Source organism: Pseudanabaena sp. SR411 (assembly GCF_002251945.1).
GTDB lineage: Bacteria > Cyanobacteriota > Cyanobacteriia > Pseudanabaenales > Pseudanabaenaceae > Pseudanabaena.
The window spans coordinates 43052-67569 of record NZ_NDHW01000037.1 but is presented as its reverse complement, the minus strand read 5'-3'; the positions used below and the strand labels follow the sequence as shown (position 1 = coordinate 67569).

At 42.4% G+C, this 24518-nt stretch carries 25 protein-coding genes, 1 other RNA gene and 1 pseudogene; 11 read left to right on the top strand and 16 right to left on the bottom strand.

Annotated features, from left to right (window positions below; all coding sequences use genetic code 11):
• Position 1: 1 nt before the first annotated feature.
• Complete coding sequence (locus B9G53_RS02085) at positions 2-466, bottom strand: pentapeptide repeat-containing protein (RefSeq protein ID WP_094528662.1); 465 nt, start codon at positions 464-466, stop codon at positions 2-4.
• A 97-nt stretch (positions 467-563) separates the two neighbouring features.
• Here B9G53_RS02085 and miaA point away from each other — a divergent pair, with 97 nt between their 5' ends.
• A complete protein-coding gene (gene miaA / locus B9G53_RS02080) occupies positions 564-1478 on the top strand; it encodes a tRNA (adenosine(37)-N6)-dimethylallyltransferase MiaA (RefSeq protein WP_254923511.1) in 915 nt (304 codons plus the stop codon).
• Positions 1479-1508: 30 nt separating this feature from the next.
• Here miaA and B9G53_RS02075 read toward each other — a convergent pair whose 3' ends face one another.
• The 5 genes from B9G53_RS02075 to B9G53_RS02055 all read right to left on the bottom strand — a co-directional run bounded on the left by B9G53_RS02075 (position 1509) and on the right by B9G53_RS02055 (position 8899).
• Complete coding sequence (locus B9G53_RS02075; RefSeq protein WP_094528660.1) at positions 1509-2717, bottom strand: type II secretion system F family protein; 1209 nt, start codon at positions 2715-2717, stop codon at positions 1509-1511.
• A 45-nt stretch (positions 2718-2762) separates the two neighbouring features.
• Entirely contained in the window at positions 2763-3917 is a 1155-nt protein-coding gene (locus B9G53_RS02070; RefSeq protein ID WP_094528659.1) for a type IV pilus twitching motility protein PilT, read from the bottom strand.
• Between the two features lie 136 nt (positions 3918-4053).
• Positions 4054-6066: a GspE/PulE family protein gene (locus tag B9G53_RS02065; RefSeq protein WP_094528658.1), complete on the bottom strand. Its 2013-nt coding sequence runs from the start codon at positions 6064-6066 to the stop codon at positions 4054-4056.
• 227 nt (positions 6067-6293) lie between these two features.
• The gene (locus B9G53_RS02060) at positions 6294-8393 is read right to left on the bottom strand and encodes a D-alanyl-lipoteichoic acid biosynthesis protein DltD (RefSeq protein ID WP_094528657.1); all 2100 of its coding nucleotides are present in this window, start codon (positions 8391-8393) and stop codon (positions 6294-6296) included.
• A 128-nt stretch (positions 8394-8521) separates the two neighbouring features.
• Complete coding sequence (locus B9G53_RS02055; RefSeq protein ID WP_094528656.1) at positions 8522-8899, bottom strand: metalloregulator ArsR/SmtB family transcription factor; 378 nt, start codon at positions 8897-8899, stop codon at positions 8522-8524.
• Between the two features lie 98 nt (positions 8900-8997).
• On the opposite strand from B9G53_RS02055, the gene B9G53_RS02050 reads away from it, so the two are divergent.
• The 3 genes from B9G53_RS02050 (at position 8998) to B9G53_RS02040 (ending at position 10921) form a co-directional block, all read left to right on the top strand.
• Positions 8998-9165: a metallothionein gene (locus B9G53_RS02050; protein ID WP_094528655.1), complete on the top strand. Its 168-nt coding sequence runs from the start codon at positions 8998-9000 to the stop codon at positions 9163-9165.
• A gap of 381 nt (positions 9166-9546) precedes the next feature.
• Entirely contained in the window at positions 9547-10374 is an 828-nt protein-coding gene (locus B9G53_RS02045; RefSeq protein WP_254923510.1) for a 3'(2'),5'-bisphosphate nucleotidase CysQ, read from the top strand.
• 217 nt (positions 10375-10591) lie between these two features.
• The gene (locus B9G53_RS02040; protein ID WP_176453055.1) at positions 10592-10921 is read left to right on the top strand and encodes a DUF4359 domain-containing protein; all 330 of its coding nucleotides are present in this window, start codon (positions 10592-10594) and stop codon (positions 10919-10921) included.
• Positions 10922-10948: 27 nt separating this feature from the next.
• Here B9G53_RS02040 and obgE read toward each other — a convergent pair whose 3' ends face one another.
• Positions 10949-11944 carry a GTPase ObgE gene (gene obgE / locus B9G53_RS02035; protein WP_094528750.1) on the bottom strand — a complete coding sequence of 332 codons (996 nt, stop codon included), beginning with the start codon at positions 11942-11944 and terminating at the stop codon, positions 10949-10951.
• A 530-nt stretch (positions 11945-12474) separates the two neighbouring features.
• Here obgE and B9G53_RS02025 point away from each other — a divergent pair.
• Positions 12475-12768, top strand: a complete 294-nt coding sequence (locus B9G53_RS02025; RefSeq protein ID WP_094528652.1) for a helix-turn-helix domain-containing protein — start codon at positions 12475-12477, stop codon at positions 12766-12768.
• Between the two features lie 109 nt (positions 12769-12877).
• Positions 12878-13078 (top strand): hypothetical protein, encoded by a 201-nt coding sequence (locus B9G53_RS02020; protein ID WP_094528651.1) that lies wholly within the window; start codon positions 12878-12880, stop codon positions 13076-13078.
• On the opposite strand, the gene B9G53_RS02015 is transcribed toward B9G53_RS02020, so the two are convergent.
• Both B9G53_RS02015 and B9G53_RS02010 read right to left on the bottom strand, forming a co-directional pair.
• On the bottom strand, positions 13075-13587 hold the full coding sequence (locus B9G53_RS02015) for a DUF2726 domain-containing protein (protein ID WP_094528650.1): 513 nt from the start codon (positions 13585-13587) through the stop codon (positions 13075-13077). The two genes, B9G53_RS02020 and B9G53_RS02015, sit on opposite strands and share 4 nt — an antisense overlap.
• Positions 13588-13623: 36 nt before the next feature.
• Positions 13624-14454: a hypothetical protein gene (locus B9G53_RS02010; RefSeq protein ID WP_141211676.1), complete on the bottom strand. Its 831-nt coding sequence runs from the start codon at positions 14452-14454 to the stop codon at positions 13624-13626.
• A 277-nt stretch (positions 14455-14731) separates the two neighbouring features.
• Here B9G53_RS02010 and B9G53_RS02005 point away from each other — a divergent pair, with 277 nt between their 5' ends.
• The 4 genes and pseudogenes from B9G53_RS02005 to B9G53_RS01990 all read left to right on the top strand — a co-directional run bounded on the left by B9G53_RS02005 (position 14732) and on the right by B9G53_RS01990 (position 16593).
• On the top strand, positions 14732-14911 hold the full coding sequence (locus tag B9G53_RS02005; RefSeq protein ID WP_217901490.1) for a hypothetical protein: 180 nt from the start codon (positions 14732-14734) through the stop codon (positions 14909-14911).
• A 90-nt stretch (positions 14912-15001) separates the two neighbouring features.
• On the top strand, positions 15002-15346 hold the full coding sequence (locus tag B9G53_RS02000; RefSeq protein ID WP_176453054.1) for a hypothetical protein: 345 nt from the start codon (positions 15002-15004) through the stop codon (positions 15344-15346).
• Between the two features lie 237 nt (positions 15347-15583).
• Positions 15584-15748, top strand: a pseudogene (locus tag B9G53_RS28905) (SAM-dependent methyltransferase); the annotation flags it as partial.
• On the top strand, positions 15745-16593 hold the full coding sequence (locus B9G53_RS01990) for an energy-coupling factor transporter transmembrane protein EcfT (protein WP_094528647.1): 849 nt from the start codon (positions 15745-15747) through the stop codon (positions 16591-16593). The pseudogene B9G53_RS28905 and the gene B9G53_RS01990, both read left to right, overlap by 4 nt.
• A 35-nt stretch (positions 16594-16628) precedes the next feature.
• Here the strand turns inward: B9G53_RS01990 and ald are convergent, their stop codons facing one another.
• The 6 genes from ald to B9G53_RS01960 all read right to left on the bottom strand — a co-directional run bounded on the left by ald (position 16629) and on the right by B9G53_RS01960 (position 20985).
• A complete protein-coding gene (gene ald, locus B9G53_RS01985) occupies positions 16629-17720 on the bottom strand; it encodes an alanine dehydrogenase (protein ID WP_094528646.1) in 1092 nt (363 codons plus the stop codon).
• Positions 17721-17972: 252 nt separating this feature from the next.
• Complete coding sequence (locus B9G53_RS01980; protein ID WP_094528645.1) at positions 17973-18614, bottom strand: LON peptidase substrate-binding domain-containing protein; 642 nt, start codon at positions 18612-18614, stop codon at positions 17973-17975.
• A gap of 123 nt (positions 18615-18737) precedes the next feature.
• Entirely contained in the window at positions 18738-19175 is a 438-nt protein-coding gene (locus tag B9G53_RS01975) for a PH domain-containing protein (protein WP_094528644.1), read from the bottom strand.
• 128 nt (positions 19176-19303) lie between these two features.
• On the bottom strand, positions 19304-20503 hold the full coding sequence (locus tag B9G53_RS01970) for an argininosuccinate synthase (protein WP_094528643.1): 1200 nt from the start codon (positions 20501-20503) through the stop codon (positions 19304-19306).
• Between the two features lie 34 nt (positions 20504-20537).
• Positions 20538-20634: signal recognition particle sRNA small type (ffs, locus tag B9G53_RS01965), an RNA gene on the bottom strand.
• 129 nt (positions 20635-20763) lie between these two features.
• On the bottom strand, positions 20764-20985 hold the full coding sequence (locus tag B9G53_RS01960; RefSeq protein ID WP_176453053.1) for a hypothetical protein: 222 nt from the start codon (positions 20983-20985) through the stop codon (positions 20764-20766).
• Positions 20986-21482: 497 nt separating this feature from the next.
• Between B9G53_RS01960 and B9G53_RS01955 the strand changes: the two genes are divergently transcribed.
• On the top strand, positions 21483-23849 hold the full coding sequence (locus B9G53_RS01955) for a SpoIIE family protein phosphatase (RefSeq protein WP_094528641.1): 2367 nt from the start codon (positions 21483-21485) through the stop codon (positions 23847-23849).
• Positions 23850-23916: 67 nt separating this feature from the next.
• On the opposite strand, the gene B9G53_RS01950 is transcribed toward B9G53_RS01955, so the two are convergent.
• On the bottom strand, positions 23917-24342 hold the full coding sequence (locus B9G53_RS01950; protein ID WP_094528640.1) for a hypothetical protein: 426 nt from the start codon (positions 24340-24342) through the stop codon (positions 23917-23919).
• Positions 24343-24518: the final 176 nt, after the last annotated feature.

Sequence of the window (24518 nt, the reverse complement as noted above, 5' to 3'; positions counted from 1 at the left end):
ATTATTCCTCAGTGGTAGCTAGACTGTAATTTGTGCCAGTAAAGTCAGCACCGTTCACGTTGGCATTTTTGAAGATGGTATTGTTGATGTTAGCCCTGCGCAAGTTCGCATGGATTAACACAGCGTTAGTAAAGTTAGCACCCTTTAAATTGGTGTCATTGAGAATGGCATCGGTTAGAAAAGCTTTGGTAAGATTGGTTGTTTCCAGTTTTGCACCTGTAAGATCAGCACCTTCCAAGTTAGCGTTGGTGAGATTAGCCCCGCTTAGGTTTGCTCCCATTAGAGATGCACCGATTAAGTGCGATTGGCTCAAATCAGTACCCGCTAGATTTGCGTTAGTTAAATCGCAACCTGCACATTGTTTGGTTTGGAGTAGTTGTTGAACTTCGACAGGGTCATAGGCTTCTACAGGCATAGCCCACCCAATTCCAATCACAGCCAAAATTGCAACTAATTTAGTTTTCATTTTGCCCTCCTCATATACGAGGAATGCTATACATCTATTATCGCTGCAATTTATTTCGTATTCGTTCTGCTATATATGTCGTCACTATTCTTAACCAATGATGGAATCTATAAAACAACCTGTTGGTTTAATTGTGATTTTAGGAGCAACTGCTACGGGGAAAACTAGTCTGGCGATCGCGCTTGCCAAGCACCTAAATGCACCAATTTTGAGTGCCGATTCTCGCCAAGTTTATCGACATTTAGATATTGGCACAGCAAAACCAACTATTGCAGAACGTCAAGGCGTACCCCATTACTTAATCGATATTATTGAACCTGATCAAACTTTGACATTGGCGGATTATCAAGATCAAGCCCAAACGTTAATCGCGAAGTTTCATACTCAGGGAGTTACGCCGATTTTGGTGGGTGGCTCAGGTTTGTATATTAAGGCAATTACAGCAGGGCTAAAGATTCCTAGAGTCGCGCCTCAGCCTGAACTGCGATCGCAATTTGAGGAATTAGGGCAACCCTACTGCTATCAAGTTTTAAAACAGGTTGATCCTGTGGGTGCTACCAAAATTCATGCCAATGATCAAATTAGAACTTGGCGATCGCTAGAGGTTTTTTATGTGACGGGACAGCCTCTTTCAGAGCAACAATACGAGCAGCCACCTAGTTATCCAATTGTACAGATTGGCTTGGAATGTGACGATCTGGATGCTTATCGCAAGTTAGTTAGCGATCGCACTGAACAGATGCTCCTGAATGGTTGGCTAGACGAAATTCGCGATTTACAGCAGCGTTATGGAAAGGATTTACCGATTTTAAGAACTTTGGGCTATGGTGAGATGTCTGATTATTTAGATAATAAAACCGATCTGGAAACCGCCAAACTACTCACAGTTACGCATACCTGCCAATTTGCTAAACGTCAACGTACATGGTTTCGTGGCTCTGGCAATGGTAATTTGCCAATTCATTGGGTGCGATCGGGATGTAATTGGGAAGAGGCGATCGCAATGTTATAAAAAAAGCCCTGAGTAGCAGGGCTTTTTTTATTATTTGATTTTGTCCATAATCGAGAAAATCGGTAAGTACATCCCGACAATAATCGAACCAACCATGCCACCGAGGACAACGATCATCAATGGTTCCATTAAACTTGTAAGAGCCTTTACCGCTTCTTCAACTTCATTCTCATAAAAGTCAGCGACCTTCATAAGCATCTTGTCAATTTCACCAGTTTCTTCACCGATACTGACCATTTGCAAAGCCATTACAGGAAATACTTCTGTCTTTTCCATTGCAGGTGCAATTTGACCACCTTCTCTTACAGCATTTCGTGCTGAATCGATCGCATTAGAAATCACCAAATTACCTGCGGTTTCCGCCGTAATTTCGAGAGAAGCCAAAATTGGTACACCTGCACGGGAGAGTGAACCAAAAGTCCGTGCAAATCGAGCCACCGCAGTTTTAACAACAAGATCACCAAACAAAGGCAACTTCAAGAAAACACCATCAAGGTAGAGCTTACCAGCAGGAGTTGCATAAACACGGTTATAAACAAAACCAGAGACAACAATAATAACTGGGATGATTAGTACCGAAGGACTCTTTAAGAAGTTACTGATATTTACCAATATTTGCGTAAATGCAGGTAATTCACCACCTAAGCTTTTGAATACGCCATCAAATACAGGAATAATGAAAATACACATCGCTAAGAAGATTAAAACGGCGATCGATGAAACCACAATTGGATAGGTCATCGCTGATTTAATCTGGTTAGTTAAGCGTGCCGAATCTTCAAGTAAGGTGGCTAGACGGGCTAAAACATCATCAAGTACACCACCCGTTTCACCTGCTTGCACCATGGCACAGTACAACTTGTCGAATACCTTCGGGTGCTTACGCAATGCGTCCGAGAAGTTAGTACCTTGCTGCACATCGTCAAGAACTTCGGTGAGGGCAATTTTGAGTCTAGGGTTAGAACATTGATCGCACATTACCCCTAAACCACGTACCATCGATACACCAGCATTGACCAAGGTTGCTAATTGTCGGGAGAACAAAGCTAAGTCCTTGACTGAAACTTTTTTCATCGTGAAGCCAGCAAAATCAAAGCCGCCTTTCACTTCTTTGATGTCTTGAACAACAAAGCCTTTCTGCTTCCAAGTCTCACGGGCTTCTTTGACTGTTACAGCAACCATTGTCTGCTGTACTGACCTGCCTTGGGAGTCTTTGAGCGTTCCCTTAAACTTTGCCATGATTGCACCTCCTTTAATAGGAATTATGGATTGAAAACTATTAGATTAGCCACTGATTGATCGCGACTTGATCATATCTGGCGATCGCAAATCTCCCGTTGCTTTTCGTTTCATCACAGGAGCAGGATTTGGTCCAACTACACGCAATAATTCTTCAGGACGCGAAGTTTTAGACATTGCTGCTTCAAAAGTGATGTCGCCATCCAGATATAACTTTGCCAACACCGATTCCAGAGTTTGCATTGATTCTTTACCACCCGTTTGGATAAAGCCATACATTTGTGCAGTTTTACCTTCACGGATGAGGTTAGAAATCGCAGGCGTTACCACCATAATTTCCTGAGCCATCACGCGCCCAAACTGCCCTGGTTGTGGATTATGTCGCTGGACAAGAGTTTGGCTCAATACAGCCACAAGGGAGTTAGAAAGTTGAACCCGAATTTGTCCTTGTTGCTCTGGTGGGAATACATCCACCATGCGATCTACAGTCTGAGAAGCGGAACTGGTATGTAATGTCCCAAATACAAGATGTCCTGTTTCAGCAGCAGATACGGCTAGCTGAATCGTTTCTAAGTCACGCATTTCTCCGACGAGAATTACATCTGGATCTTCTCTCAGCGCTGCTTTTAATGCATTTGCAAAGGTTTTAGTATCTTCCCCAACTTGACGCTGGTGGATTACACTTTTTACGGATTCATAGACAAATTCAATCGGATCTTCAACCGTGAGAATATGTTCGGCGCGAGTTTTGTTGATCGTTTGGATCATCGCGGCTAAGGTCGTGGTTTTACCCGAACCCGTTGGTCCCGTAACTAACACTAGTCCACGCGGCTTTTCACTCAGTTCACGCACAATCGGTGGTAAGTTGAGATCGTCCATGTCGGGAATCTTAGAAGAAAGCGCCCGTAGGCAAGCAGCATAGGTTCCCCGATCTTTATAAACATTAACCCGAAATCTGGCGAGTCCCTTAACCCCATAGGAGCAGTCTAGCTCCCAGTTTTGTTCGAGAGCTTTACGCTGATTGTTATTCAGCATCGCAAAAATCAAGCGCTGACATTCTTCAGGGGTCAGCGGATCTCGATCGGTACGGGTGAGGTGACCATTAATACGAATGTAAGGGGGCAGCCCTGCGGAGATGTGGAGGTCAGAACCTTTACGTTCTACCACCTCTTCCATCAAGTCTTCAATGATGTAGTCCATTACCATAGCGGGCTATTCTCCTGATCTAATCCTAATTAATTGCATGGTTCCCTATATAGCCTCTAAAAACTGCGATAAGCGCAAACTTTAAAACCAGTATTTGAGCCTTGCGCTTCGCGCAAGGCTCAAATACTATCTAGAAAGTTCTCGGCGTGGTGCAGTACGGGCATTCAATTGTTTCGGGTGTGAGCATAGCATCACAGTTGTCACATTCCAGTCCTTTGCCGCGTCGGGCGCGTTCTTCTGCTTCACGTCCTTTGTCTGTATATACAACTCGCAGCACCTCATCTAGAGTAGTTGCTCCTTGTCGTACCAAGTCAAAGGCGTATGCCATAAGAGTTTTCATGCCCTCTTGGACAGCAATTTCTTTGATTACTTCGGTAGTTGCACCTTTGTTGATCGCACTTTGCAAGCGTTCGGTCATTTTCATGATCTCGTATACCCCTGCACGCCCTTTGTACCCAGAACCACTACATTTTGGACATACTCGTTGTCCGGGCAGCATGGCATCGCGGTTGACGATATTGGCTCGGTAGAAGGTTCTTTCAAGATCGCTGCTGGGTAACCCGAAGCGATCGAGTTCTTCTTGGCTAGGATTGTAAGGAATGCGGCAGTTGTCACAGATTCGGCGAAGTAGACGTTGGGCAAGAACACCAATGATCGCGGTGCTTGCCATAAATGGCTCTACGCCCATTTCTTCGAGGCGAGCAATACTGCTAGGTGCATCGTTGGTGTGTAGTGTCGTGAGAACTAAGTGACCTGTTAGCGCCGCCTCGATCGCCGTTTTCGCTGTTTCCGCATCTCGTGTTTCACCAACAAGGATTACGTCAGGATCTTGCCGTAAGAAGGCGCGGAGAATGCTGGCAAAGGTCATCCCCTTTTCACGCAGGACTTGGCACTGAGTCAAACCAGGTAAGTTATATTCAACAGGATCTTCAGCAGTACTGATGTTGATACCAGGATCATTACATTCAGCAAGAGTCGAGTATAGGGTGGTAGTCTTGCCTGAACCTGTGGGACCTGTAACCAAGATCAATCCATAGGGGCGTTTGGCAAAGCTTTGCATCAGTTCCAAGCTTTCAGGATCGCTGATCAGCTTGTTGAGTCCAAGCTGCGTATTGGAGTTATCCAGAATCCGCAAAACTACTTTTTCCCCATTTTGAGTGGGACAGGTATTGACGCGGAAATCCACCCGCCGACCTTGGAAGTTGCGCTTCAGTTTGCCATCTTGAGGGACGCGCTTTTCAGCAATATTCAGGTTGGAGATAATCTTAAAGCGCGAGATGACAGCATTGACGATGTTACGTGGTAAGCGCTTGCCTTCACTCAGGAAGAAGTATTCGCGCAGTACGCCATCTTTACGAAGACGGATGCAAAGGTCTTTTTCTTGTGGCTCGATGTGGATATCTGAACATCCTTCTTTGAGCGCTTTAACGAGAATTTTATCGACGAGACTGATGATTGGAGCGGAATTTTCGCCGCCCACCATGAGTTCATCGCCATCATCTGCGCCAGTGATATCTTCGCTAAAAACATCATCTTTAACTTGGAGATCTTCGTCGCTGATTGCTCCTTCAGCCTTAGCACTCTTGTTAACTTGAAATTGAACAATATTGTCAAAGGTGCGATGAAAATCTTCACGGGAGATCACGCGCCGAACGATTGTGATGTTTTTAAGTAGGCGAGCAATCTCATTTTGGACTTTGTAGCTGTCGGGAGAGACTACAGCGATCGTAATGCTATTTTCAGTCTTAACTAGCGGTAATACTTCGCAGTCCCGACAAGTGGAAATTGGAATAATGTTAGAGTCGAGTAAAGCGCTGAGAGTGGGAATATCAAATTTGTCAATTTCGACATCGGGATCGATCGGTTCAATGCCGTAAAGAACCCGCAGTTCAAAAAGTTGTTGGCGCTTGTAATAGCGGGTAATGTCTGGAGCCAGTTGCTGCCCCAGAATTTGCTCTAGGACGCTGAGGAATGGAACATTTTGTTCTTGGCTATCTTTGACAGCGCGATCGAACTGGTCGGAGGTGGCATGTCCTGCTTGAATCAGTTTGCTCTCGAAGGGAGTTCGACCTCCCCGTTTTGCCAGAGCTTTAGTTTTATTTCTGCTTGCGGCGGTGGTTGGCGCTTGATCTGATGTATTCATAAGCCCAAGATTTCCTAAGAGTTCATTACCCAAGTGAGATTAGATTTTGCGATCGCAAAGTAATATGAGGTGCGATCGCAAAGCAATGTAAGGCGATCATAGCTGTTTGCATAACTATATTGGGCAAAAATAGCACAAGTGTTTCATAGTTTTACAAAATAAGCTAAAAATTTGGGTGATCGCCTACATAAAAAATTCTCCCTAAGAATGGGAGATATTACAAAGCGCTATCTCCCATTCTTGATGAGGACTTGCCATCGAACTTTGGGATTTTGAGCAAGCAATTGAGAGATGGCGATCGCCCCTTTTTGATTTAAGTGGCTAGGATCTGAAAAAAGGTCAGCTTGATTGAGAATCGCTTGGGAAAGATCGAGATAGGTAAAACCTTCACGTAAGGAAAGTTCTTGCATTCTGCCATTGAAATTAGCTTCATATTGAGTGCGAATTTGATCGAGATAGGTGGCATGTAAGGGCATATTCACGACCAAAAGCTCGATATTATTGCGGCGACAAAAATCAACTACATTGGCAAAAGCCTCGAATTGGGAACCATTGGTCTCAAAGTTGCGATAGTCAAGATCGTAATCCCCAGGGACTTGGGGGAATTTTTGGAAATAGGTGTTGGGATCGAAGGTGACATCAAAAGAGACAAAGCCTTTGGAGTCAAGAGCAGTGACGGTGCTGGGCATGGTCGCCGCAATTAAGGCTTCGCTATTGCTGAGCATATGCGTATTACGATCAAATTTCTTGACTAGCGAAGTCCGAATTTCTTGCCGTTTAGAAAAGGTAGTAAAAAGAAGGTCAAAGGATGTGGCGATCGGACTTGGTGATGTGGTCGCGATCGCACTTTGATTAGCTATAGGATCAAGATTCCGATCTGTATTTTTGAGGGTTTCCTGCAATTGCTTATAGCCAACCGAAGCCGTAATTTCCTCATAGGTAAGATCATTGCGACTACTATTAAAAGCTCTCAATCCATCAGCCCAAATAATTAGACGTGGTAGTTGAGACGGTGAGAGTATTTGCGTAATTTGCAGGTTCACCACCTTAGCAGTTGCACCATCAATACCAAGATTGAAGACGCTGATATTTTTGTAGCCTTTGTTGATCAGTGTTTTTTCTAAGGTTTTTGGTTCGATGCCCCGCAAAGCTCTCGAACTACCCACAATTAAAACTTCTGGCGATCGCTGTTTATTGGTGGTCTGCCAATCCAGCAGGGCTAATTTTTCATTGAATAAAGCAATATTAAAATTGGGAGCAGGTTTTTTGATAAGCCCCTTTTCAGGAGAGGTTTCTGGCAGGTTGACTGGTACATCAAGTTTGGAATCGGCGATGATAAATTTGGTTGACTGCTCGGGCTGAGCGTAATTACTCAGCGTCCGATCAATGGCGATCGTTGAACCAATACCGATCGCTAAGCTTGCCATACAAGCAGATAAGGAGAGCATCTTCGGTTCAGTTTGTCCTAGCCATTTCAGTCCAAAGATAGCTTGTCCGACCGCCAGTAATTTCGTCCCTGCATATCCGCTTAGTTTCTGCCAAGCATTAGCTTCATTTACATCTTCACTAATAAACTCAATGCTTTGCTCTTGTTCATCTTCGATCGTTGCTAATTCGTCATTACTGGAGTTCTGTATCCCGATCGCTAACAAGTCAATTTCAAACGACCAACTCGGTTTTTTCTCACCGATGACGCGGCTGGATACTGTTACTGATTGAAAATATTCTGATGCACTCACGGTTCGCAAAGTATTTAACATAGGCAGCACTATCTCTGCTTGCAAAATCGCAGTGCGCGTCTCACATAGTAAATTTAGGCAGTTATTTTGGAGCAGCAACTTCAGCTTAGTTTGAGCAAGTTTTGGGGCTAGTTGCGGATCTTGACGGAAGTTGGTCAATAATGCGGCGATAATTTCGGCAGCGATGATTGCCGATGGGGCGATCGGCAAATCCAGTCCTAACGCCCATGCATTGCCATGCAACTTCAGACGGTGGATTCCTTCGGCATATAAAACTGAACTTTCTAAATCCTGTGTGCTTGGGGCGATCGCCTCTAATATCTTGGTTGCACAGGTGACCTCTCGATCTTGACTATAAAGATATAAACAATCCCCTTTTTGTTTGGTATGTGAAAGTTTTATCCCTGCTAATTCCTCGGTCAAAATGCTTGGTGACGACTCTCGCACCAAAGTAGGCTTGCTCGTAGAAGCATTCAAGCGAGGATTGGGCAAACGAGAGGGTTGATTCGCATCCGTACCTGCATCTGTACTTGAATCTAGGCTTGGTGTTAGTAGTGGATTTGCATCTAAGGATGATGTTATTTCCATTGGCTATTTGAGGAGGTCAGCAGGATAAAAAATTTGCTACAAGGTTAGCACGGCGACTCCAAAACAAGACAAAAAGTTGTTTTACAAGACAACATACGGCGCTTTGCGCCCTATGTTGTCTTGTTTGTTTACTCATCCAAATGTTCAGAAACGGAGCGATAAAGTTCTAAAACATGGTGATCGAGGAGTTGGTAATAGACTTTGCGCTTACTTTTGCGATAGCTAACTAAACGCATGGTGCGTAAAACTCGCAACTGATGAGATACCGCCGACTCACTCATGCCTACTACAGCCGCAAGATCATGAACGCAAAGCTCCTGCTTGGATAAAACTGAGAGAATCCGCAGACGATTAGGATCGCTCAACATTCCGAAAAATTCCGCCATGGCTTGCGCTTTCTCGGCTGGCAAAATCTCATTAACTAAATCCTGTAATGCTTCAGGGGCGATCGCATGGAGATCGCAAGTAGGCAAGTGCTCAATGGAAAGTGCAGAAGAATTTAGCATTGTTACATTTTACAAAAAAAGTGATCGCTTTTTTAATTCACCTTGATATATGAACGTATATTCATATATAATAAATTCAATTGAATAGGATTAAATAAATGACAACTCTCACGGAAACTAAATGCGCTTGCCCTAAATGTACTTGTACCGTCTCCCTAGACACGGCGATCATGGCAAATGGCAAACCATATTGCAGCAAAGCTTGTGCCGATGGACATCCTGAAGGATCAGCAGGTTGTCAAAAATCTGGTTGCGGCTGCGGTTAGATTTTATCGACATAGAAAACTGGACGCTTTGTACCCAGTTTTTTAGATAATGGTGGCGCTTAGCGCCGCCATTATCTTTTGGTTTTATGTCTTAGAAGTCATTTAAGAATTGCCTAGATCCCCCAATCCTCCCTTAAAAAAATAACGGGTACACACAAGTCTCTCTGTCTATATTTCAATGTATCTAAGTCCCCTAAATTCTCCAATTCTGGGGGGCTTTGAAAAAATTTTATTTTCTTGTTCCCTTAGAATTGGGGGCTAGGGGGCGAATAAATAAGGAGCAAGGGGCTTTACCTACTTGCTTCTTTTTGGCTTTTGGTTACAGAATAGAAGCAATCATTCGCTTCACCAAAATTCAAGATGCTGAATTTAAACGAAATTATGTCGCTTGCTCGCCCGATCGCTTGGGGTGCAGGAGATATTCTGATGAAGTACTATCAAGAGCCTCAAGACTTAGAAATCACGTTTAAGGGGGGCGAAGAGGGCAATGTGACTTCCGCAGATTTGGCTGCCAATGATTTCATTTTGAGCCAGCTTAAGCAATCCTTTGGCACAGATAATTTTGCGTACCTGAGCGAAGAAACTGAGGACAATATCGATCGCCTCGAACATGAATGGGTATGGATCATTGATCCGATGGATGGCACGAGTGACTTTATTCGTCGGACTAATGAGTTTGCGGTGCATATTGGCTTGACCTATCGCCAACGTCCTGTCCTAGGACTCGTGGCAACTCCTGCCCAAGATCGCCTATTTCAGGGCATGTTAGGCAATGGGGCATATATCGAGACTAGAGATGGTTTGCAGCAACGTATCCAAGTTTCTAATAAAGTCGAACTCAATCAAATGGTGGTAGTGGCAAGTCGTAGCCATCGCAATTATCAACTCGAAAGTATTCTTCAGCAATTGCCCAAGGCTGCCGAAATTGCGGTTGGTAGCATTGGCGGTAAATTTGCGGCGATCGCCTCAGGTAATGCTGATGTCTATATCTCTGTTTCAGGCAAATCTGCGCCTAAGGATTGGGACTATTGCGCTCCTGAAATTATCTTGACGGAGGCTGGCGGACAACTTACTCATTCTGATTTGTCATTGCTGTCCTATAACAATCTCGAATTGCGTCAGTGGGGAACGATCGTGGCAAGCAACGGTCATTGTCATCGTGAAATATGTCAAATTAGCCAAGATGCGATCGCGCCGATCAAAAAGTAGGATAGACCTTGTATAGCAAAAAAAGAGTTAGCTAGTACAAACCAAAACCCAAGAATCGAGTGGCGGCGCTTCGCGCCGCCACTCGATTCTTGGGTTTTATGTCCTCGGCAAAACTTGCTTTGCTATACATGCTACTTTTTGTAGAAATTATTCGGTAAAGTTAACACACTTAGAAATTTAAGGAACAATGGGCTTAAGCCCATTGTCTGATTTGATTATGAAATTACAAGTAATTTTGATTGGTGCTGCTGTAGTCGTTGGCGTAATGGCTGTTAGCAATCCTAGTAAAGAGCGTTACATCGAGTACGCAACTGAGCAATTCTCGGAAACGGGTAAAACCTCCATTTGTGCTGGAGATAATATCCCGATCGCGGCTCAGCAATCATGCAAATTTGTGATCTCTCAGGGGAAAGGTGCGATCAAGTTATTGGTTGAAAACTCGACTAAGCAGCAAAGTTTTGTAGTACTCAGTCTTTATGAAACTGATATGCCTAACAAAAAAGTAACCACAGTAGGAGCCTTTGGCAATTTCTTCATGTTCAAATAAAAAAGGCGGTGCATTGCACCGCCTTTTTTATGGATTTTGCTGATCGAATTTTTCCAAGGTTTTCCAGACTGATTGCAAAAGCTTATCTAGCCCCTTTTTGGAAGCCGCCGAAATGGCGAGAATCGGTAGATCAAACTGCGCGGCGATCGCCTCCACATCTTCAGGCAACATGGCATCAATCTTATTCAGAGCCAGAATTTGTGGTTTATCAGCTAAGCCATGCCCATAAGCATCTAGCTCTTCTTGAATGGTGTGATAAGCCGCTAGGGGATCATCTTGAGTGACATCGATCAAATGAATTAATAGTTTTGTGCGTTCCACATGGCGCAAAAAGTCATGCCCCAAGCCAATCCCCTCAGATGCACCTTCGATTAATCCTGGAATATCCGCAAATACGATCCCATCACCTGACGGTTTAGAGACGACACCCAAGTTTGGCACGAGCGTAGTGAAAGGATAATCAGCAATCTTGGGACGGGCTGCCGATACAACAGAAATCAACGTCGATTTACCCGCATTCGGTAAACCAATGATCCCGACTTCGGCAATTAGCTTTAGTTCTAAATAAAGATTAAGTTCTTCCCCTGGTAATCCAGGTAAAGCGTAGTCAGGGGCGCGATTTTGATTGCTCAAAAAGTATTTATTGCCCAAGCCGCCTTTACCACCTTTCGCCACAAACAAAGTTTGATCAACCTCAGTCAGATCGCCTAAAACCTCGCCTGTTTCTTCATTCATCACCACTGTACCGACAGGGACTTTGATCACGCGATCGCTACCCTTGCGACCCGTCATATTGCTGGGACCACCACGTTCGCCATCTTCAGCTTTAAAAATATTCTCGAAGCGAAAGTCTAGAAGGGTTTGCAGATCGGTTGTTGCTTGTAAGATCACCGAGCCACCATTGCCACCATTACCACCCGCAGGGCCACCTGCAGGCACATATTTCTCGCGGCGAAATGCAACTAGCCCATCGCCACCATCACCAGACTTGACATGTATCGTAACTCGATCAATAAAATGCATTACTAACTCAATTGCTTGCTCTGTGTAACCAAGACAATCCACTTAACTTGCAGGATTATCTTCACTGGTTTTATCTCTATTATGCAGTGATTGCGGTAGTAATAAAACTAGATTAGGCTGTGTGAGCATCTTGAATAATGCTAAGGCTTACCAAATGTGGGATTACCTTTTTGCGGATAGCATTCTATAGATATTCCGCCACTATCAGCAGATTTTTGGGCTAAAGCAAAATTAAGAACGCCTAAACAAATTACAACATCAGTTCAAATCGATCCCGAAACCTTTGCATGGTTCCAATCACAAGGCGAAAATGCATCTCAGCAAATGTCAGTCGCATTAAAGATTTATGCAGAAGCTCACAAGTCTTATGTCACAACTGCAAAATCTTAAATCCCTAAAAACTTCAAGCGATCGCCTCAATCATCAATACCTCTAACACACAAGCGATCGCCTCCTGTTTGCTGCTTAAATATTACCATGCTAGTATGCCAAATAAGGTATATTAGCATGGTAACAAATCAAAAAAATAAATGACCCAGAATCAAATTTCTGAAGTTATTCAAGGTGGGACGAATGTGTTTGAAGATTTGGGGTTTGCTCCTGAAGAGGCTCTCAATCTCAAAATTCGGGCTGACTTGATGTTGAATATTAAGCGATTCATTCAGTCTCAAGGATGGACGCAAAAGCAAGCTGCTTTGTTTTTTGGTGAAACTCAGCCTCGGATTAGTGATTTGATGAATGGTGATATTGAGAGGTTTAGTATTGATAAGTTGGTGATGATGTTGGTGCGTGCGGGTATGGATGTGAGATTTGAAGTAAATTAACTCAAGATGATTGTTTTACTCTAATGAATAAGAACTAGGTAAAAAATTCTAAATCAAGGTAATAAATAATAGATGTATCGTAACTCTTCAATAACAAGAGGTCTGAGCCATGACTGAATTACTTGAACGTGTGATTGAGCAATTAAAAATACTTCCTGCTGATGAGCAAGATGCGATCGCTGCCCGTTTTCTTGCGGAAATAGAAGACGAAAAATCTTGGAAGGCTCGTTTTTCTAAGACAACGGATGATCAATGGGATAATCTGGCTGCTATGGCACGTCAGGAAATCACTTCTAAAGATCTAAATTAAGAAATTTTTTCATGATTTTCTTCCATCACTGACAGCAAGAAATCGCGCAATTTATCACGTCCTAGACCTCGATAAACATTCACTTCACAGCAAATATTTTGAGGTTGCTCAGCTTTGGCAAAGCGGACAATACCTTTAGATGGTTCGTCGGCATAAATTAATGGAAGTTCTGCTTTTCTGAGAATTGCTGCTTTTTTGCGATCTGCCTCTTGTCTATCAGGTAAGTCATGATAAGGGCTTTGGCGTTCTATCGCGATTACAGGTAAAGAAAACATAGCTTCATGGCGACAAATCAAAATATCGAGAGAGCTACAGCTCTTGATAAATCTCTGTAATTCATAATGGAGACTTGCTTCTAGTCCATTTTTCTGAACTATACGCGCAAGGGAAACTTCAGGAAATAAACGGTATTGAGTTTTATCTTGCAAAACCCCTTCAATCAATTCCATTAAGCAAATTTGTCCCTGATGAAGAAAAGATTTTCCTTCTTGAACTTGGCTTGTGTACATACTATATTCTCGATTTGTAATGGCTATAGTTGTTGTTTAAAATTCAAAATCTTCATAGGATTTTGGCTCAGGTTTGATGATCTTAACCTCCTTAAATGAGTTTTCAGGTTTTTCTCCATTTGAACGGAAGAAAGTTTCAATATTAGCCTTTATTTCAGACAGAAAGCTTGTAAGTGGTGAAATATCAGACAGAGAAATTCTAGAAGTTGATGGAAAGCGTTGATCTGTAGTCAACTCATAGCAAATATTCTGTTCGAGCATATCTTTAAATACTGGAGCATATCCAGAATAAGGCAACTCAAAGGAAAAAGAGTTGTCGGTTGAATATAAATTTTCTTCAAAAATGGATACACGTGGTTCTTTGTCTTTCATTACTTCAGTCAATCTACCAACAAAATCGGGCTTCTCAGAGACTGGAATATATAATTCTCTGCTAATTTCTTCATTCTCTCCATCATGGTGACCATAGTCTTGCCACTCATACCAATAAATTTTAACTTGATGACCACTCCATATTCTTTCATGAATAGATAAGGCAAGTTCTGATTGTTGCTGCACAACGTACATAGCAACTTTTGGACGCTTAGAATCAGTCTTAGGAATAATCGTTGCGTACTGTTTACGATATCTAACTTCGTATAAATCCTTTAAACCAAGTTCATCTAATATCGCAATTACCGTCTCAATCGTTGGTATGCCAGAAGAATTAACTCCTGTATTTTCTGCGGAAGATAATTCTTCCTGATGGAGCAAATCACTGATACCCAATAAAGACTGGAGTTGCTTGATATCCCAAGCGATCTTTTGAGTACCATCATCGAGCGTTAGTAGCTCAACATTTATGGGTTGTCTGTTAACGATCCTCATATACCCAAACACACTAATTTGACTGCTTGGATTCATCCTAACACACTAATTTGGCTTTTTGGGTAAATTTTGTGGAAAGTTTTTTAGTTGGCAAAAAATTCACTGTACTTTTTGAGGCATAAGGCTTTTAAGCCATTATCTAAAAATAGATCATTAAACGAATATTTTCCAAATCAATATATTGCAAACTGGTGATAGTTATCATTACAGCTTGTTTCAGTACGTTAAACTAAAGATTAGTAGCGCGATCGCTCTAGTAAAGTGAGACTTAATACCGATGTCATACAGCGAATTTAAAACGATCACAAAAGTACAGGAAAAATTTAGCTTGATGGTGAAAGAATCGGAAAATCTATTTGTGGATATTCAGCCAGTGACTATCTGCAACAAACCCTCAAACGTGATCTCTCCATTGCCAATGCCATCAATACCGAAAAAGCTAGATCAGAACTATTAATTGCACCCATACACCTAGAAATCCGTCAAATTTTTCATGAACAAGTTGGATTTTTCTCTGGTACAGAATTTAGTACGGTGAAGTTTTTCAATGCTGTCCGCGCCAAGTCTTGGGGTATCGTTGTTGGTACGCAACAATCGTAAACTTCAAGATGGACGTACCGTCAAACAGCTTTATCGCCATGGCAAACGCGGACAACAAATTTTACTGGAAGGGCTAACTAAGCCTTTGACAATCTCTTGGTTCTGGCTCAAAAGAGCTGATAGTAAAAGGGAGTTACGCTTTGTGGTCTCTTCTCATCCTTATTCTGGCGCTTATCTGGTGATGTTAGACGTAAGTGTTGGGCGATTGATGGTTTTGAAGAAACCATCAATCATCGTTTTGGTTTGCATTGTTTTGGGCAGTCTACAAAACTTGGCGTTTTTCGTTGGCTGATTCTATCTCTGATTGCTTATCTTTTGGCTCACTGGAGCACTCAATGGTCGCTTCCTCCTGTCTTGGACTGGGAATATGCCTCTGATTTAACCATTTCGGTTTTATTCCCTTCTGTTCTTTGGTAGAAACTTCTCAAATATATCCAAATTAGTGCTGATATTGCTGCTCGTCATGGCTTTGTAATTGTTCTCAAACCTATTCCCACTTAACACTTTTGGGAATGGTGCAAGATCTGAGTTAGGATTTAATGATGAACAACTTGCCCATAAGACCTTTGAACTGCTAACCTCAGAGCAAGCTATCTCTTTCTACTCATCTCAAATTTTTGGGGACGATAAGCGTCCAATTAAATCAAGCATCTTAAATAGCTTAAATTTAACTGCATTACTAGAGAAAGAATGAAACTCCAAACCGTTAAATATGACTCTCTATTTACCCACTTAGATTTTCGTTCTAAGTTAGTAGTGATGCTCTCAGTTACTATCCTTGCCTTTCTTTGGGAAAGCCCGATCGCAGGTGGGATTTTGATGCTGAGTGTAATTGCTTCCTGTGTTCTAGCTGGAGTTAGGCTCAATTATTTAGGAACTATTTTAAAGGTGATGATTCCTTTTTACATTTTTCTGATTTTAAGTATGGGATTTTTTAATGTGGAGCAGGTTAAATTACTTACGAGTAAATCAGAACTAACGCCTCTATTGATTTTGCCACAAACATGGTGGCTAATTGGTGGGGCGAAAATGAGTTTAGAGGGAACGCTCTACGGATTGAATATTGTCTTTAAGACCCTGACGATGATTTTAGTGATTCCGTTAGCAATTTTTACGACAGATGTTAATCAAATGACGGTGGGCATGGTACGTGCCAAAATCCCTTACAAAGTAGTGTTTATCTTTTCATCAACCTTGCGGTTTGTACCTCTTTTATTGGAGGAAGTGCAATCAATCATTGAGTCACAGCGCTTACGTGGTCTAAACTTTGAGAAAATGGGATGGCTAAAAAAAGCGCAGGTCTATGCCAAAGTTGCCGTACCTTTGATTTTAAATTCGCTCTCAAAGTCACAAAAGTTAGAAATTGTCCTGCAATCAAAAGCTTTTTCAGGTAGTTCCAATCGCACCTATTTGCATGAGTCCGCTTTAACCATTCCTGATTACCTTTTAATGATTGGTTCTAGTTTGTTATTTGTAACGGCGATCGCTTTATATTTTGGGTTAGGTATTGGCAAATTTGCATGGTTACTCTATACCTAAAAGCGGCACAAAGCGCCACTTTTAGGCTAAAGGATCTAAACTTTTGGCAGATCGGGAAATGCTTCTGCAACAGCAGCATAAACGATTTGACCATTCTGAACATTGACACCTTTTGCCAAAGTGCGATCGCGTTTAATTGCCTCCAAACCAAAATCCGCTAAAGCACAAGTATAGGGAAGCGTGGCATTAACCAAAGCTTGCGTGGCAGTCCAAGGTACAGCCCCCGGCATATTCGGCACGCCATAATGCAGGACTCCTTCTTCTTCATAGACAGGAGATGTATGGGAGGTAGTTCTTACCGTTTCAATACAACCACCTTGATCGACTGCCACATCAACAATTACAGAATGCGATCGCATTTTTTGAACAAGTTCTCGTTTTACTAAAGTCGGTGCGCGTTTTCCAGTAATTAACACCGCGCCAATGACGAGATCAGAAGATATTACTGACTCGGCGATATTACTAGCATTGCTATACAACAACTGCACCCGTGAACCAAAGAGAGCTTCCAATTCACCAAGACGATTGAGATTGACATCTAAAATCGTTACCCTTGCTCCCAAACCGATCGCCATTCTTGCCGCTTCAGTGCCAACTACACCACCACCCAGAACCACCACATGACCAGATTTCACCCCAGGGATGCCTCCCAACAAGACACCGCTACCACCTTGTTGAATCGTTAAATAATGCGCTCCAAATTGCACTGATAAGCGACCAGCGATAATGCTCATCGGCACAAGTAAAGGTAATTGTCCATTATCTAATTGCACCGTTTCGTAAGCGATACAGGTTGCACCTGACTTGATTAAAGCTTCCGTTAATCGGCGATCGGCTGCGAGATGCAGATAGGTAAACAGAATTAATTCTTTGTGGAGCAATGCATATTCACTAGGCAAAGGCTCCTTGACTTTGACCACCATTTCTTGAGCGTAAACCTCTTGAGGAGTTGCAACAATTTTTGCGCCTGCTTGGATATATTCATCATCACTAAAACCAGAACCAAGTCCAGCATTTGTCTCTATAAAAACTTGGTGCGATCGCGCAGTTAATGTCGCTACGCCCGCAGGTGTCATTCCCACCCGAAACTCACGATCTTTAATTTCGTTCGGTACGCCGATCTTCACGGTTATTTCTCCTAAGAATTCAAGCCTATTATCTCCTATGCGTTATAGCGATCGCCATTAACATCGCCATAATGTATCGCCATTCATAAAATAGCAGCAGCACTTTGCACTGCCACCTCTTTTTACAGCAATTATCAATCCAATGAATCACAAGAAATTTTTGAAAGGATTGCGAAGCAATCCTTTCAAAAATTTCTTGGTTTGGGTTTGAGCGCAAAGCGCTGCAATCTTTATGTCTTAACTGTACTAGCGTTAAATTTCCTTGAAGGTGTCTTTCAAAACTGTCCGAGCCGCTAATTGACTTCTAGTGGAAGATAAAATCTCAGCCTCACGTCGCAACCTTGCAGCCGTATCAAGGGTTTCCAATAATGATTGCTGCTCTAGACTTGCACCCTGAAAATTGCTGGCTACCCAATAGGACAATTCGATTGGACTACGGGGGATTTTCGGTAACTCTATTTCTTGATCGGTAAGCTTTTGCGATAGACGGATCACATCATTAAGCAACTCACGCACTTCTGTTGCTAATAAAAATGGTGCATCATTACTAGGCTCATCTTCAATCCATTCCACTAAACCTACTCGATAGGGAGTTTCGCGCACATATTCCAACACTCGAAAACGCTGTTGTCCCATGGTCAAAAGTTTAAAGCGATCATCTGGCAAACGATGATACTGCACGATTTGGGCGACACAGCCAATATTTGCAGGTTTGCCCGTCTCTGAGTCCCACATTAATACCCCAAACATGCGATCGCTTTCCAGCACCGTATTGATCATCATACGATAGCGATACTCAAAAATATGAAGCGGTAGAGACTGTCCCGGAAATAGTACCAACTCAGGTAAAGGGAACAGCGGCAATTCACGAACTGAAATCGATGATGAAGTCATTGTTACGAAACTTGGCACTAGTTAAGACGCTTTAACTAGTTTAGCTTGAGTTTTATGGCGATCGCCAAATAAATTAAGACGCTAATAGCAAAGGCGGCGCGAAGCGCCGCCTTTGCTATTAGCTTAAGGAAATTCTCTAGGGTTTTCTTCATCACGGACATGAAAGCGAAATCTTGCTTGCTGAATACAAGGACGCATCTGCTCGTATAGCTCCCTTACATCAATCGGTAAGCGCTCTAATAGTATTTTAGGAGCAGAGATATCACGGGTCAGCAACAGCATATTTCCAGTACCCATGATGCGCTGATTTAGAGGCTTCTCTAACTGAATATCATCAACTTGGTAAATTTCTAGAGTTTCGATATCTTTTGAGAAAACTCCCCGTTCTATAACAATTCTTTGTGATGTAATCAGATATTGCGTATTGATCGACTGCAACCAATACCAGAGCGCACCAATACCTAAGGTAAAAATCGAAACCAGCACTCTTGTCACACTCCCAATAACCGCAGGATGACCTTTAAAGAGAATGCGCTCATCGGGTAGAGGTACTTTTGTCATAGAAAAATTTGCCAGTTAGTTGCTAATTTTATGATATTTTACAGTGCCTTGAGCCTGATCCAACCCAAAAAGAAAAGGCGGCGCTTAGCGCCGCCTCGAGAAGAAAGTTAAAAGCCAAAAGCTCAAAACTATCTATTTTTCTGCGCCCATACACGGATGGGCATACCCCAGACATAAATAAAGCCTTCAGCCGCTTTATGATCGAACTGGTCAGCACTGGTGTAAGTTGCCAAGTCTTCGTCATAGAGGGAGTTCACCGACTGACGACCGACAATAATCGCACTGCCTTTATGGAACTTGACGCGCACGGTTCCACATACACGCTCTTGGCTACTATCAATGAAAGCATCAAGGGCAGTTTTGAGCGGACTATACCAAAGCCCGTTGTAAATCATCTTGCCGTAGGTATCCTCGATACCCCGCTTGTATTGAGCGAGGTCAGAAGGCAGAGCTAGGCTTTCAAGATCACGGTGAGCGTGGATCAATACCAACATCGCGGGAGCTTCGTAGATTTCACGAGACTTGATCCCCACTAAGCGGTTCTCAACCATGTCAATGCGCCCATATCCATTGTTACCTGCGATCGCATTAAGCGCAGTAATCAACTCCACAGGCTCAAGGGCTTTACCATCAATGGAAACAGGAAGCCCTTTCTCGAAACCAATTTCGGTATAGGTAGGCTCGTCAGGGGTATCGGCGATCGCCTTAGTCATCGCATAAATTTCTTCAGGTGGCTCATTCCACGCATTTTCGAGAGGACCAGCTTCGATGCTACGACCGAGCAAGTTGCGATCAATACTGAAGGGTGAAGACTTCTTGACTGGTGAAGCGATCCCGAATTTTTCACCATAGGCGATCGTTTCTTCGCGGCTCATACCCCACTCACGAGCAGGAGCAAGCACTTTAATATCAGGATTAAGTGCGGCAATCGATACATCAAACCTTACTTGGTCATTGCCTTTGCCTGTGCATCCATGTGCTACAGCATCAGCACCATATTCTTCGGCTGCTTCCACCAAAATCTTAGCAATCAGAGGACGCGCTAGAGCCGTAGTTAGAGGATAACGATTTTCATAAAGCGCGTTAGCTTTAATCGATGGGAAAGCATAGTCTGTGACAAATTCTTTAGTTACATCTCTGACCAGAGAGACCGATGCTCCTGAATCAAGAGCCTTTTGCTTGATGGGATCTAACTCATCGCCTTGTCCTAGGTCTGCTGCAAGGGTAATGACTTCTTCAACACCCCATTCTTGCTTGAGATAAGGAATGCAAACAGATGTATCAACGCCGCCCGAATACGCAAGTACGACTTTTTTCGCCCGACCCATGAATCTCTCCTGAACCCATTGCTAAACCTAAAAAAGTAGCCCGGGTACTACGCCTATCTCAAGCATCCCTTAGTGCTGCTGTCTTCCGACCCTGACACGATTCGGGCGTTGCGATCGCATAGATCCGAGCCATTTACAAGATTAGCACTAAGGGGGAACGTTACACCAGTAGTTAAGCCAATTGTTGGCAAATCCACACAATCACCTTTGGGCGATCGCCCAAAAAAGGAAAAAGCGGTGTAATGCACCGCTTTTTCCTTTCATGTGAAGAGGTTCTGTTTCGATTGTTCTAGCTGCTGCCAAAGCTCCGCGACTTGTAAGTACGCTTCCTGTGATGAGATTTTACCGCCTGTTTCTAGACCGCAAATGATACCGACACGATGGGAAAACTCTTGCAGATTAGCATTGAACACTAAGTTCTCTGGCGTAAATTTACCGTAGTAACGAGACTGTGGAAACAGACATTGGGTGTTTGTAGACATAATTTTCCCTCTTTAAGATTACAAATAAGAGCGACTCCAGATAGTCTAGGAATATCCTGCCAAAGCAATGTATACAGATTTGTAAAACACATCACCTTGATATGAGAAACATATTTTTATCACTACTGGTCTAAGCAACTAAGCATGATTTAACTTTGATTAACCTAATCTTAACCTAGATTTAATCTAATATGACTGTCTGCTTTGTGATAAGTTCCCCATATATTTGTGATCTAGATCTCTACAGCCTTCCTATCAAAAATCGATACATACAGAGCTTCGCACCCGCATTATCCATAAAACCAAAAAGATGAGATGTGGCGCGCCGCGCCACATCTCATCTTTTTGGTTTTATGGTAATAATCAAGACTGATAACAGCTATAAAATGGATAGTAAATCTGAGATTAATCATGCCTGCCGAAACTTGGCGCTCCCTATAAAATCATGGCTCGATTAACAGTGCAAAGGGCTAACCATCTTGACTTCAAGGCAAAATATGACTCTATTTAAACCAGCGATCGCTCTTATGAATCGCCTGAAATATCCTCGGAAATTTTTTCTGATCAGTCTATTATTTGTGCTGCCATTAGCATTAGTAATGACTTTACTAATATCGGAACTAGATAGCCGCATAGAGTTTACGCAAAAAGAGATCTATGGCACTGCTTACCTGCGTCCTCTCAATCAGTTATGGCAATATATCCCCCAAAGGCAGTTAATCTTACAACGTCAGTTTTATAAAAATTCTCAGGATTTAAAGACAGCATCCTCATCTCAGGATTTACCAAAATTACAAAAGAAAATTGAGGAAGAATTCATTAAGCTTGCAGATATTGATCGCCAATTTGGGCAAGGTATGCAAGCCAGTGAGAGGCTCAGAGATATCAAGTTTAAGTGGCAGGGCTTGCTGGATGGACAAGAATTTTTAGGATTTCGGAATCACGATGCGCTGCTCGAAGAAATTAATCTGTTTCGCAGACATGTAGTTGACTTTTCCAATCTAATTCTTGACCCAGACTTAGACACTTATTACTTAATGGATGCGATCGCCGTTAAACTACCTGAGATGCAAAAGCTACTGTACAAAATGATGTACGCAGAAGCAGAAATTGTATTTAAGCAAGAACTGACCAGCGAAAAAAAAGCGGGACTAATTTCCCTAATTAGTTTACTGGGTGATTACAACAGCGAACTTGCAGCTAATCTAGAACGGGCTTTTCAAAATAATCCTCGTGGTAATCTTCGCGATGCTTTGGCCGTGCATCTCCGCAATTTTGTTGTCAGTGTCAGTGAGGTGAATACTTATATTAGTCAATTTTCAAGTCAAGACAATAAGATTTCTGTAATTGAAAATTTTTATTATCAAGAGATGGAAAGAACTTTAGAGGATAGTTTTACTCTCTGGCAGAAAATTATTGAACATCTAGATGATTTACTAAAGGCTCGCATTCAAGGATTTCAGGATCGCAAACAATTTATTTTGACGTTTGTGGCAATAGTAATGGTTAGTATTATCTATCTATTTGTGGGGTTTTATCTTTCGGTAATGCGAACAGTCCATCAGTTAGACATTGCTTCTAAACAGATGACATCAGGGGGGGCAATTTCTATTAAGCTTGACAGTAAAGATGAGCTATCGATGGTTGTGCGATCATTTAATAATGTGGCGATCGCCCTCAGAGAGTCCGAAGAAAAATATCGCAGTATTTTTGAGAACTCGGTTGATGGAATTTTCCAAACGACCGTCGATGGTAGATATCTGAGTGTTAATCCTGCATTAGCAAGAATTTACGGCTTTGATTCAGTTGAGCAGATGTTGGCAGAAATTGTTGATGTGAAGACTCAACTCTATGTTGATCGCGATCGGCGGCAACAGTTTCAGGTACTAATGGACGCAAATGATACCATTACTAATTTTGAGTCACAGATATATAAACGAGATCGCACGACTATCTGGATTAGTGAAAATGTCAGAGCTTTAAGAGATGAACATGGTCAAGTACTTTATTACGAAGGAACTGTCGAAGATATTACCCAGCGGAAGATTGCGGAAATTGCACTGGATGGAGCTAACAAACAAATTCTAGCTTTGAACAATCTTCTTAAATTAGAAAATCTGCGAATGAGTAGTGAACTGGATGTAACCCGTAAACTCCAGCAGATGATCTTACCAAAGGAGCAAGAACTAGAGCTAATTGCGGGATTAGATATTGCAGGATTTATGGAGCCTGCTGCGGAAGTTGGTGGGGATTATTATGATGTTTTACAACAAAACGGGCGGATTAAAATTGGGATAGGCGACGTAACTGGACATGGACTGGAAAGCGGAATGTTAATGATCATGGTGCAGACTGCGGTACGCACCTTATTACAAAGTGAAGAAAATGATCCTGTCCGCTTTCTCGATATCCTTAATCGCACAATTTACGGTAATGTGCAGAGAATGTCATCTGACAAGAACTTAACTCTATCTTTGATTGACTATGAACATGGCAAATTAATTTTGAGTGGTCAACATGAAGAAATGATTTTGGTACGCAAAAATGGAACTTTAGAACGATTTGATACGATTGATTTAGGATTTCCAATTGGATTAGAAGAAGAGATTTTTGGATTTCTGGATCAAAAACATATTCATTTACATGCGGGCGATGTCGTTGTCCTATATACAGATGGGATCACTGAGGCCGAGAATGAAGAGCGACAACTCTATGGTGTAGATCGTTTATGTGAAGTAGTTTGCCAAAATGTTGATGCATCAGCACTGGAGATTCGTCATGCAGTTATAGATGATTTGCGATCGCATATTGGCAATCAAAAAATTTACGACGACATTACATTGCTAGTTCTCAAACAAAAATAAAAAATCTTGAGGGAGTTCGCCCCTTCAGGGCGAACTCCCTCAAATGGGAATCGCTTTGCGATTTCCATTAGATTTTTTCCTCACAGACCCAATGCCACAACGGATGCCTTTTTCCTTTTTCCTTAATCCTTTTTACTTGATCGACAAGCGATCGCTTCTCGCGTTGATTAACTCCCCACAAAATAATCGAACTCTGCCAAACTAAAGTAGCTAGAGTCATCGCTACACATATTCCTAAGCCCATCATTGGCAAGCGATTATAAGCTAGGGTAATGCGTACAGCCGCCCATGTAAAAGCTGCAATCCACAACTCAATATCCGATCGCAAAGCCCAAATACTTGCAGTCCCGACAGTGAGCCAGAGAAAACCATCAAATATCCATCGCAAATAGGTTTGTACTTCGATTAGACGTTGAACTTGACGCTCTAGCAACGGATCTATCAATACCTCAGAGCTAGATTCCGCCAGAGAATCACTATTATCAGAATTCATATATCTGCATTCAAAACATCATCAACTGTAATCTGGAGATCCGCATTAGTACCATCGTCATAGGTTAGATATTCGTCAAATGTCAGCTTACGACTTGTAGTTATAGTCATAGTTTTATACCAGAGACTTACTCACATAATAGCTCTAATGACAAAGGCGGTGCTTTGCACCGCCCT

Coding starts and splice junctions, on each gene's coding strand:
- B9G53_RS02085 (WP_094528662.1), bottom strand. CDS start 466: ATGAAAACTAAATTAGTTGCAATTTTGGCTGTGATTGGAATTGGGTGG.
- miaA (WP_254923511.1), top strand. CDS start 564: ATGATGGAATCTATAAAACAACCTGTTGGTTTAATTGTGATTTTAGGA.
- B9G53_RS02075 (WP_094528660.1), bottom strand. CDS start 2,717: ATGGCAAAGTTTAAGGGAACGCTCAAAGACTCCCAAGGCAGGTCAGTA.
- B9G53_RS02070 (WP_094528659.1), bottom strand. CDS start 3,917: ATGGACTACATCATTGAAGACTTGATGGAAGAGGTGGTAGAACGTAAA.
- B9G53_RS02065 (WP_094528658.1), bottom strand. CDS start 6,066: ATGAATACATCAGATCAAGCGCCAACCACCGCCGCAAGCAGAAATAAA.
- B9G53_RS02060 (WP_094528657.1), bottom strand. CDS start 8,393: ATGGAAATAACATCATCCTTAGATGCAAATCCACTACTAACACCAAGC.
- B9G53_RS02055 (WP_094528656.1), bottom strand. CDS start 8,899: ATGCTAAATTCTTCTGCACTTTCCATTGAGCACTTGCCTACTTGCGAT.
- B9G53_RS02050 (WP_094528655.1), top strand. CDS start 8,998: ATGACAACTCTCACGGAAACTAAATGCGCTTGCCCTAAATGTACTTGT.
- B9G53_RS02045 (WP_254923510.1), top strand. CDS start 9,547: ATGTCGCTTGCTCGCCCGATCGCTTGGGGTGCAGGAGATATTCTGATG.
- B9G53_RS02040 (WP_176453055.1), top strand. CDS start 10,592: ATGAAATTACAAGTAATTTTGATTGGTGCTGCTGTAGTCGTTGGCGTA.
- obgE (WP_094528750.1), bottom strand. CDS start 11,944: ATGCATTTTATTGATCGAGTTACGATACATGTCAAGTCTGGTGATGGT.
- B9G53_RS02025 (WP_094528652.1), top strand. CDS start 12,475: ATGACCCAGAATCAAATTTCTGAAGTTATTCAAGGTGGGACGAATGTG.
- B9G53_RS02020 (WP_094528651.1), top strand. CDS start 12,878: ATGACTGAATTACTTGAACGTGTGATTGAGCAATTAAAAATACTTCCT.
- B9G53_RS02015 (WP_094528650.1), bottom strand. CDS start 13,587: ATGTACACAAGCCAAGTTCAAGAAGGAAAATCTTTTCTTCATCAGGGA.
- B9G53_RS02010 (WP_141211676.1), bottom strand. CDS start 14,454: ATGAGGATCGTTAACAGACAACCCATAAATGTTGAGCTACTAACGCTC.
- B9G53_RS02005 (WP_217901490.1), top strand. CDS start 14,732: ATGTCATACAGCGAATTTAAAACGATCACAAAAGTACAGGAAAAATTT.
- B9G53_RS02000 (WP_176453054.1), top strand. CDS start 15,002: ATGCTGTCCGCGCCAAGTCTTGGGGTATCGTTGTTGGTACGCAACAAT.
- B9G53_RS01990 (WP_094528647.1), top strand. CDS start 15,745: ATGAAACTCCAAACCGTTAAATATGACTCTCTATTTACCCACTTAGAT.
- B9G53_RS01980 (WP_094528645.1), bottom strand. CDS start 18,614: ATGACTTCATCATCGATTTCAGTTCGTGAATTGCCGCTGTTCCCTTTA.
- B9G53_RS01975 (WP_094528644.1), bottom strand. CDS start 19,175: ATGACAAAAGTACCTCTACCCGATGAGCGCATTCTCTTTAAAGGTCAT.
- B9G53_RS01970 (WP_094528643.1), bottom strand. CDS start 20,503: ATGGGTCGGGCGAAAAAAGTCGTACTTGCGTATTCGGGCGGCGTTGAT.
- B9G53_RS01960 (WP_176453053.1), bottom strand. CDS start 20,985: ATGTCTACAAACACCCAATGTCTGTTTCCACAGTCTCGTTACTACGGT.
- B9G53_RS01955 (WP_094528641.1), top strand. CDS start 21,483: ATGACTCTATTTAAACCAGCGATCGCTCTTATGAATCGCCTGAAATAT.
- B9G53_RS01950 (WP_094528640.1), bottom strand. CDS start 24,342: ATGAATTCTGATAATAGTGATTCTCTGGCGGAATCTAGCTCTGAGGTA.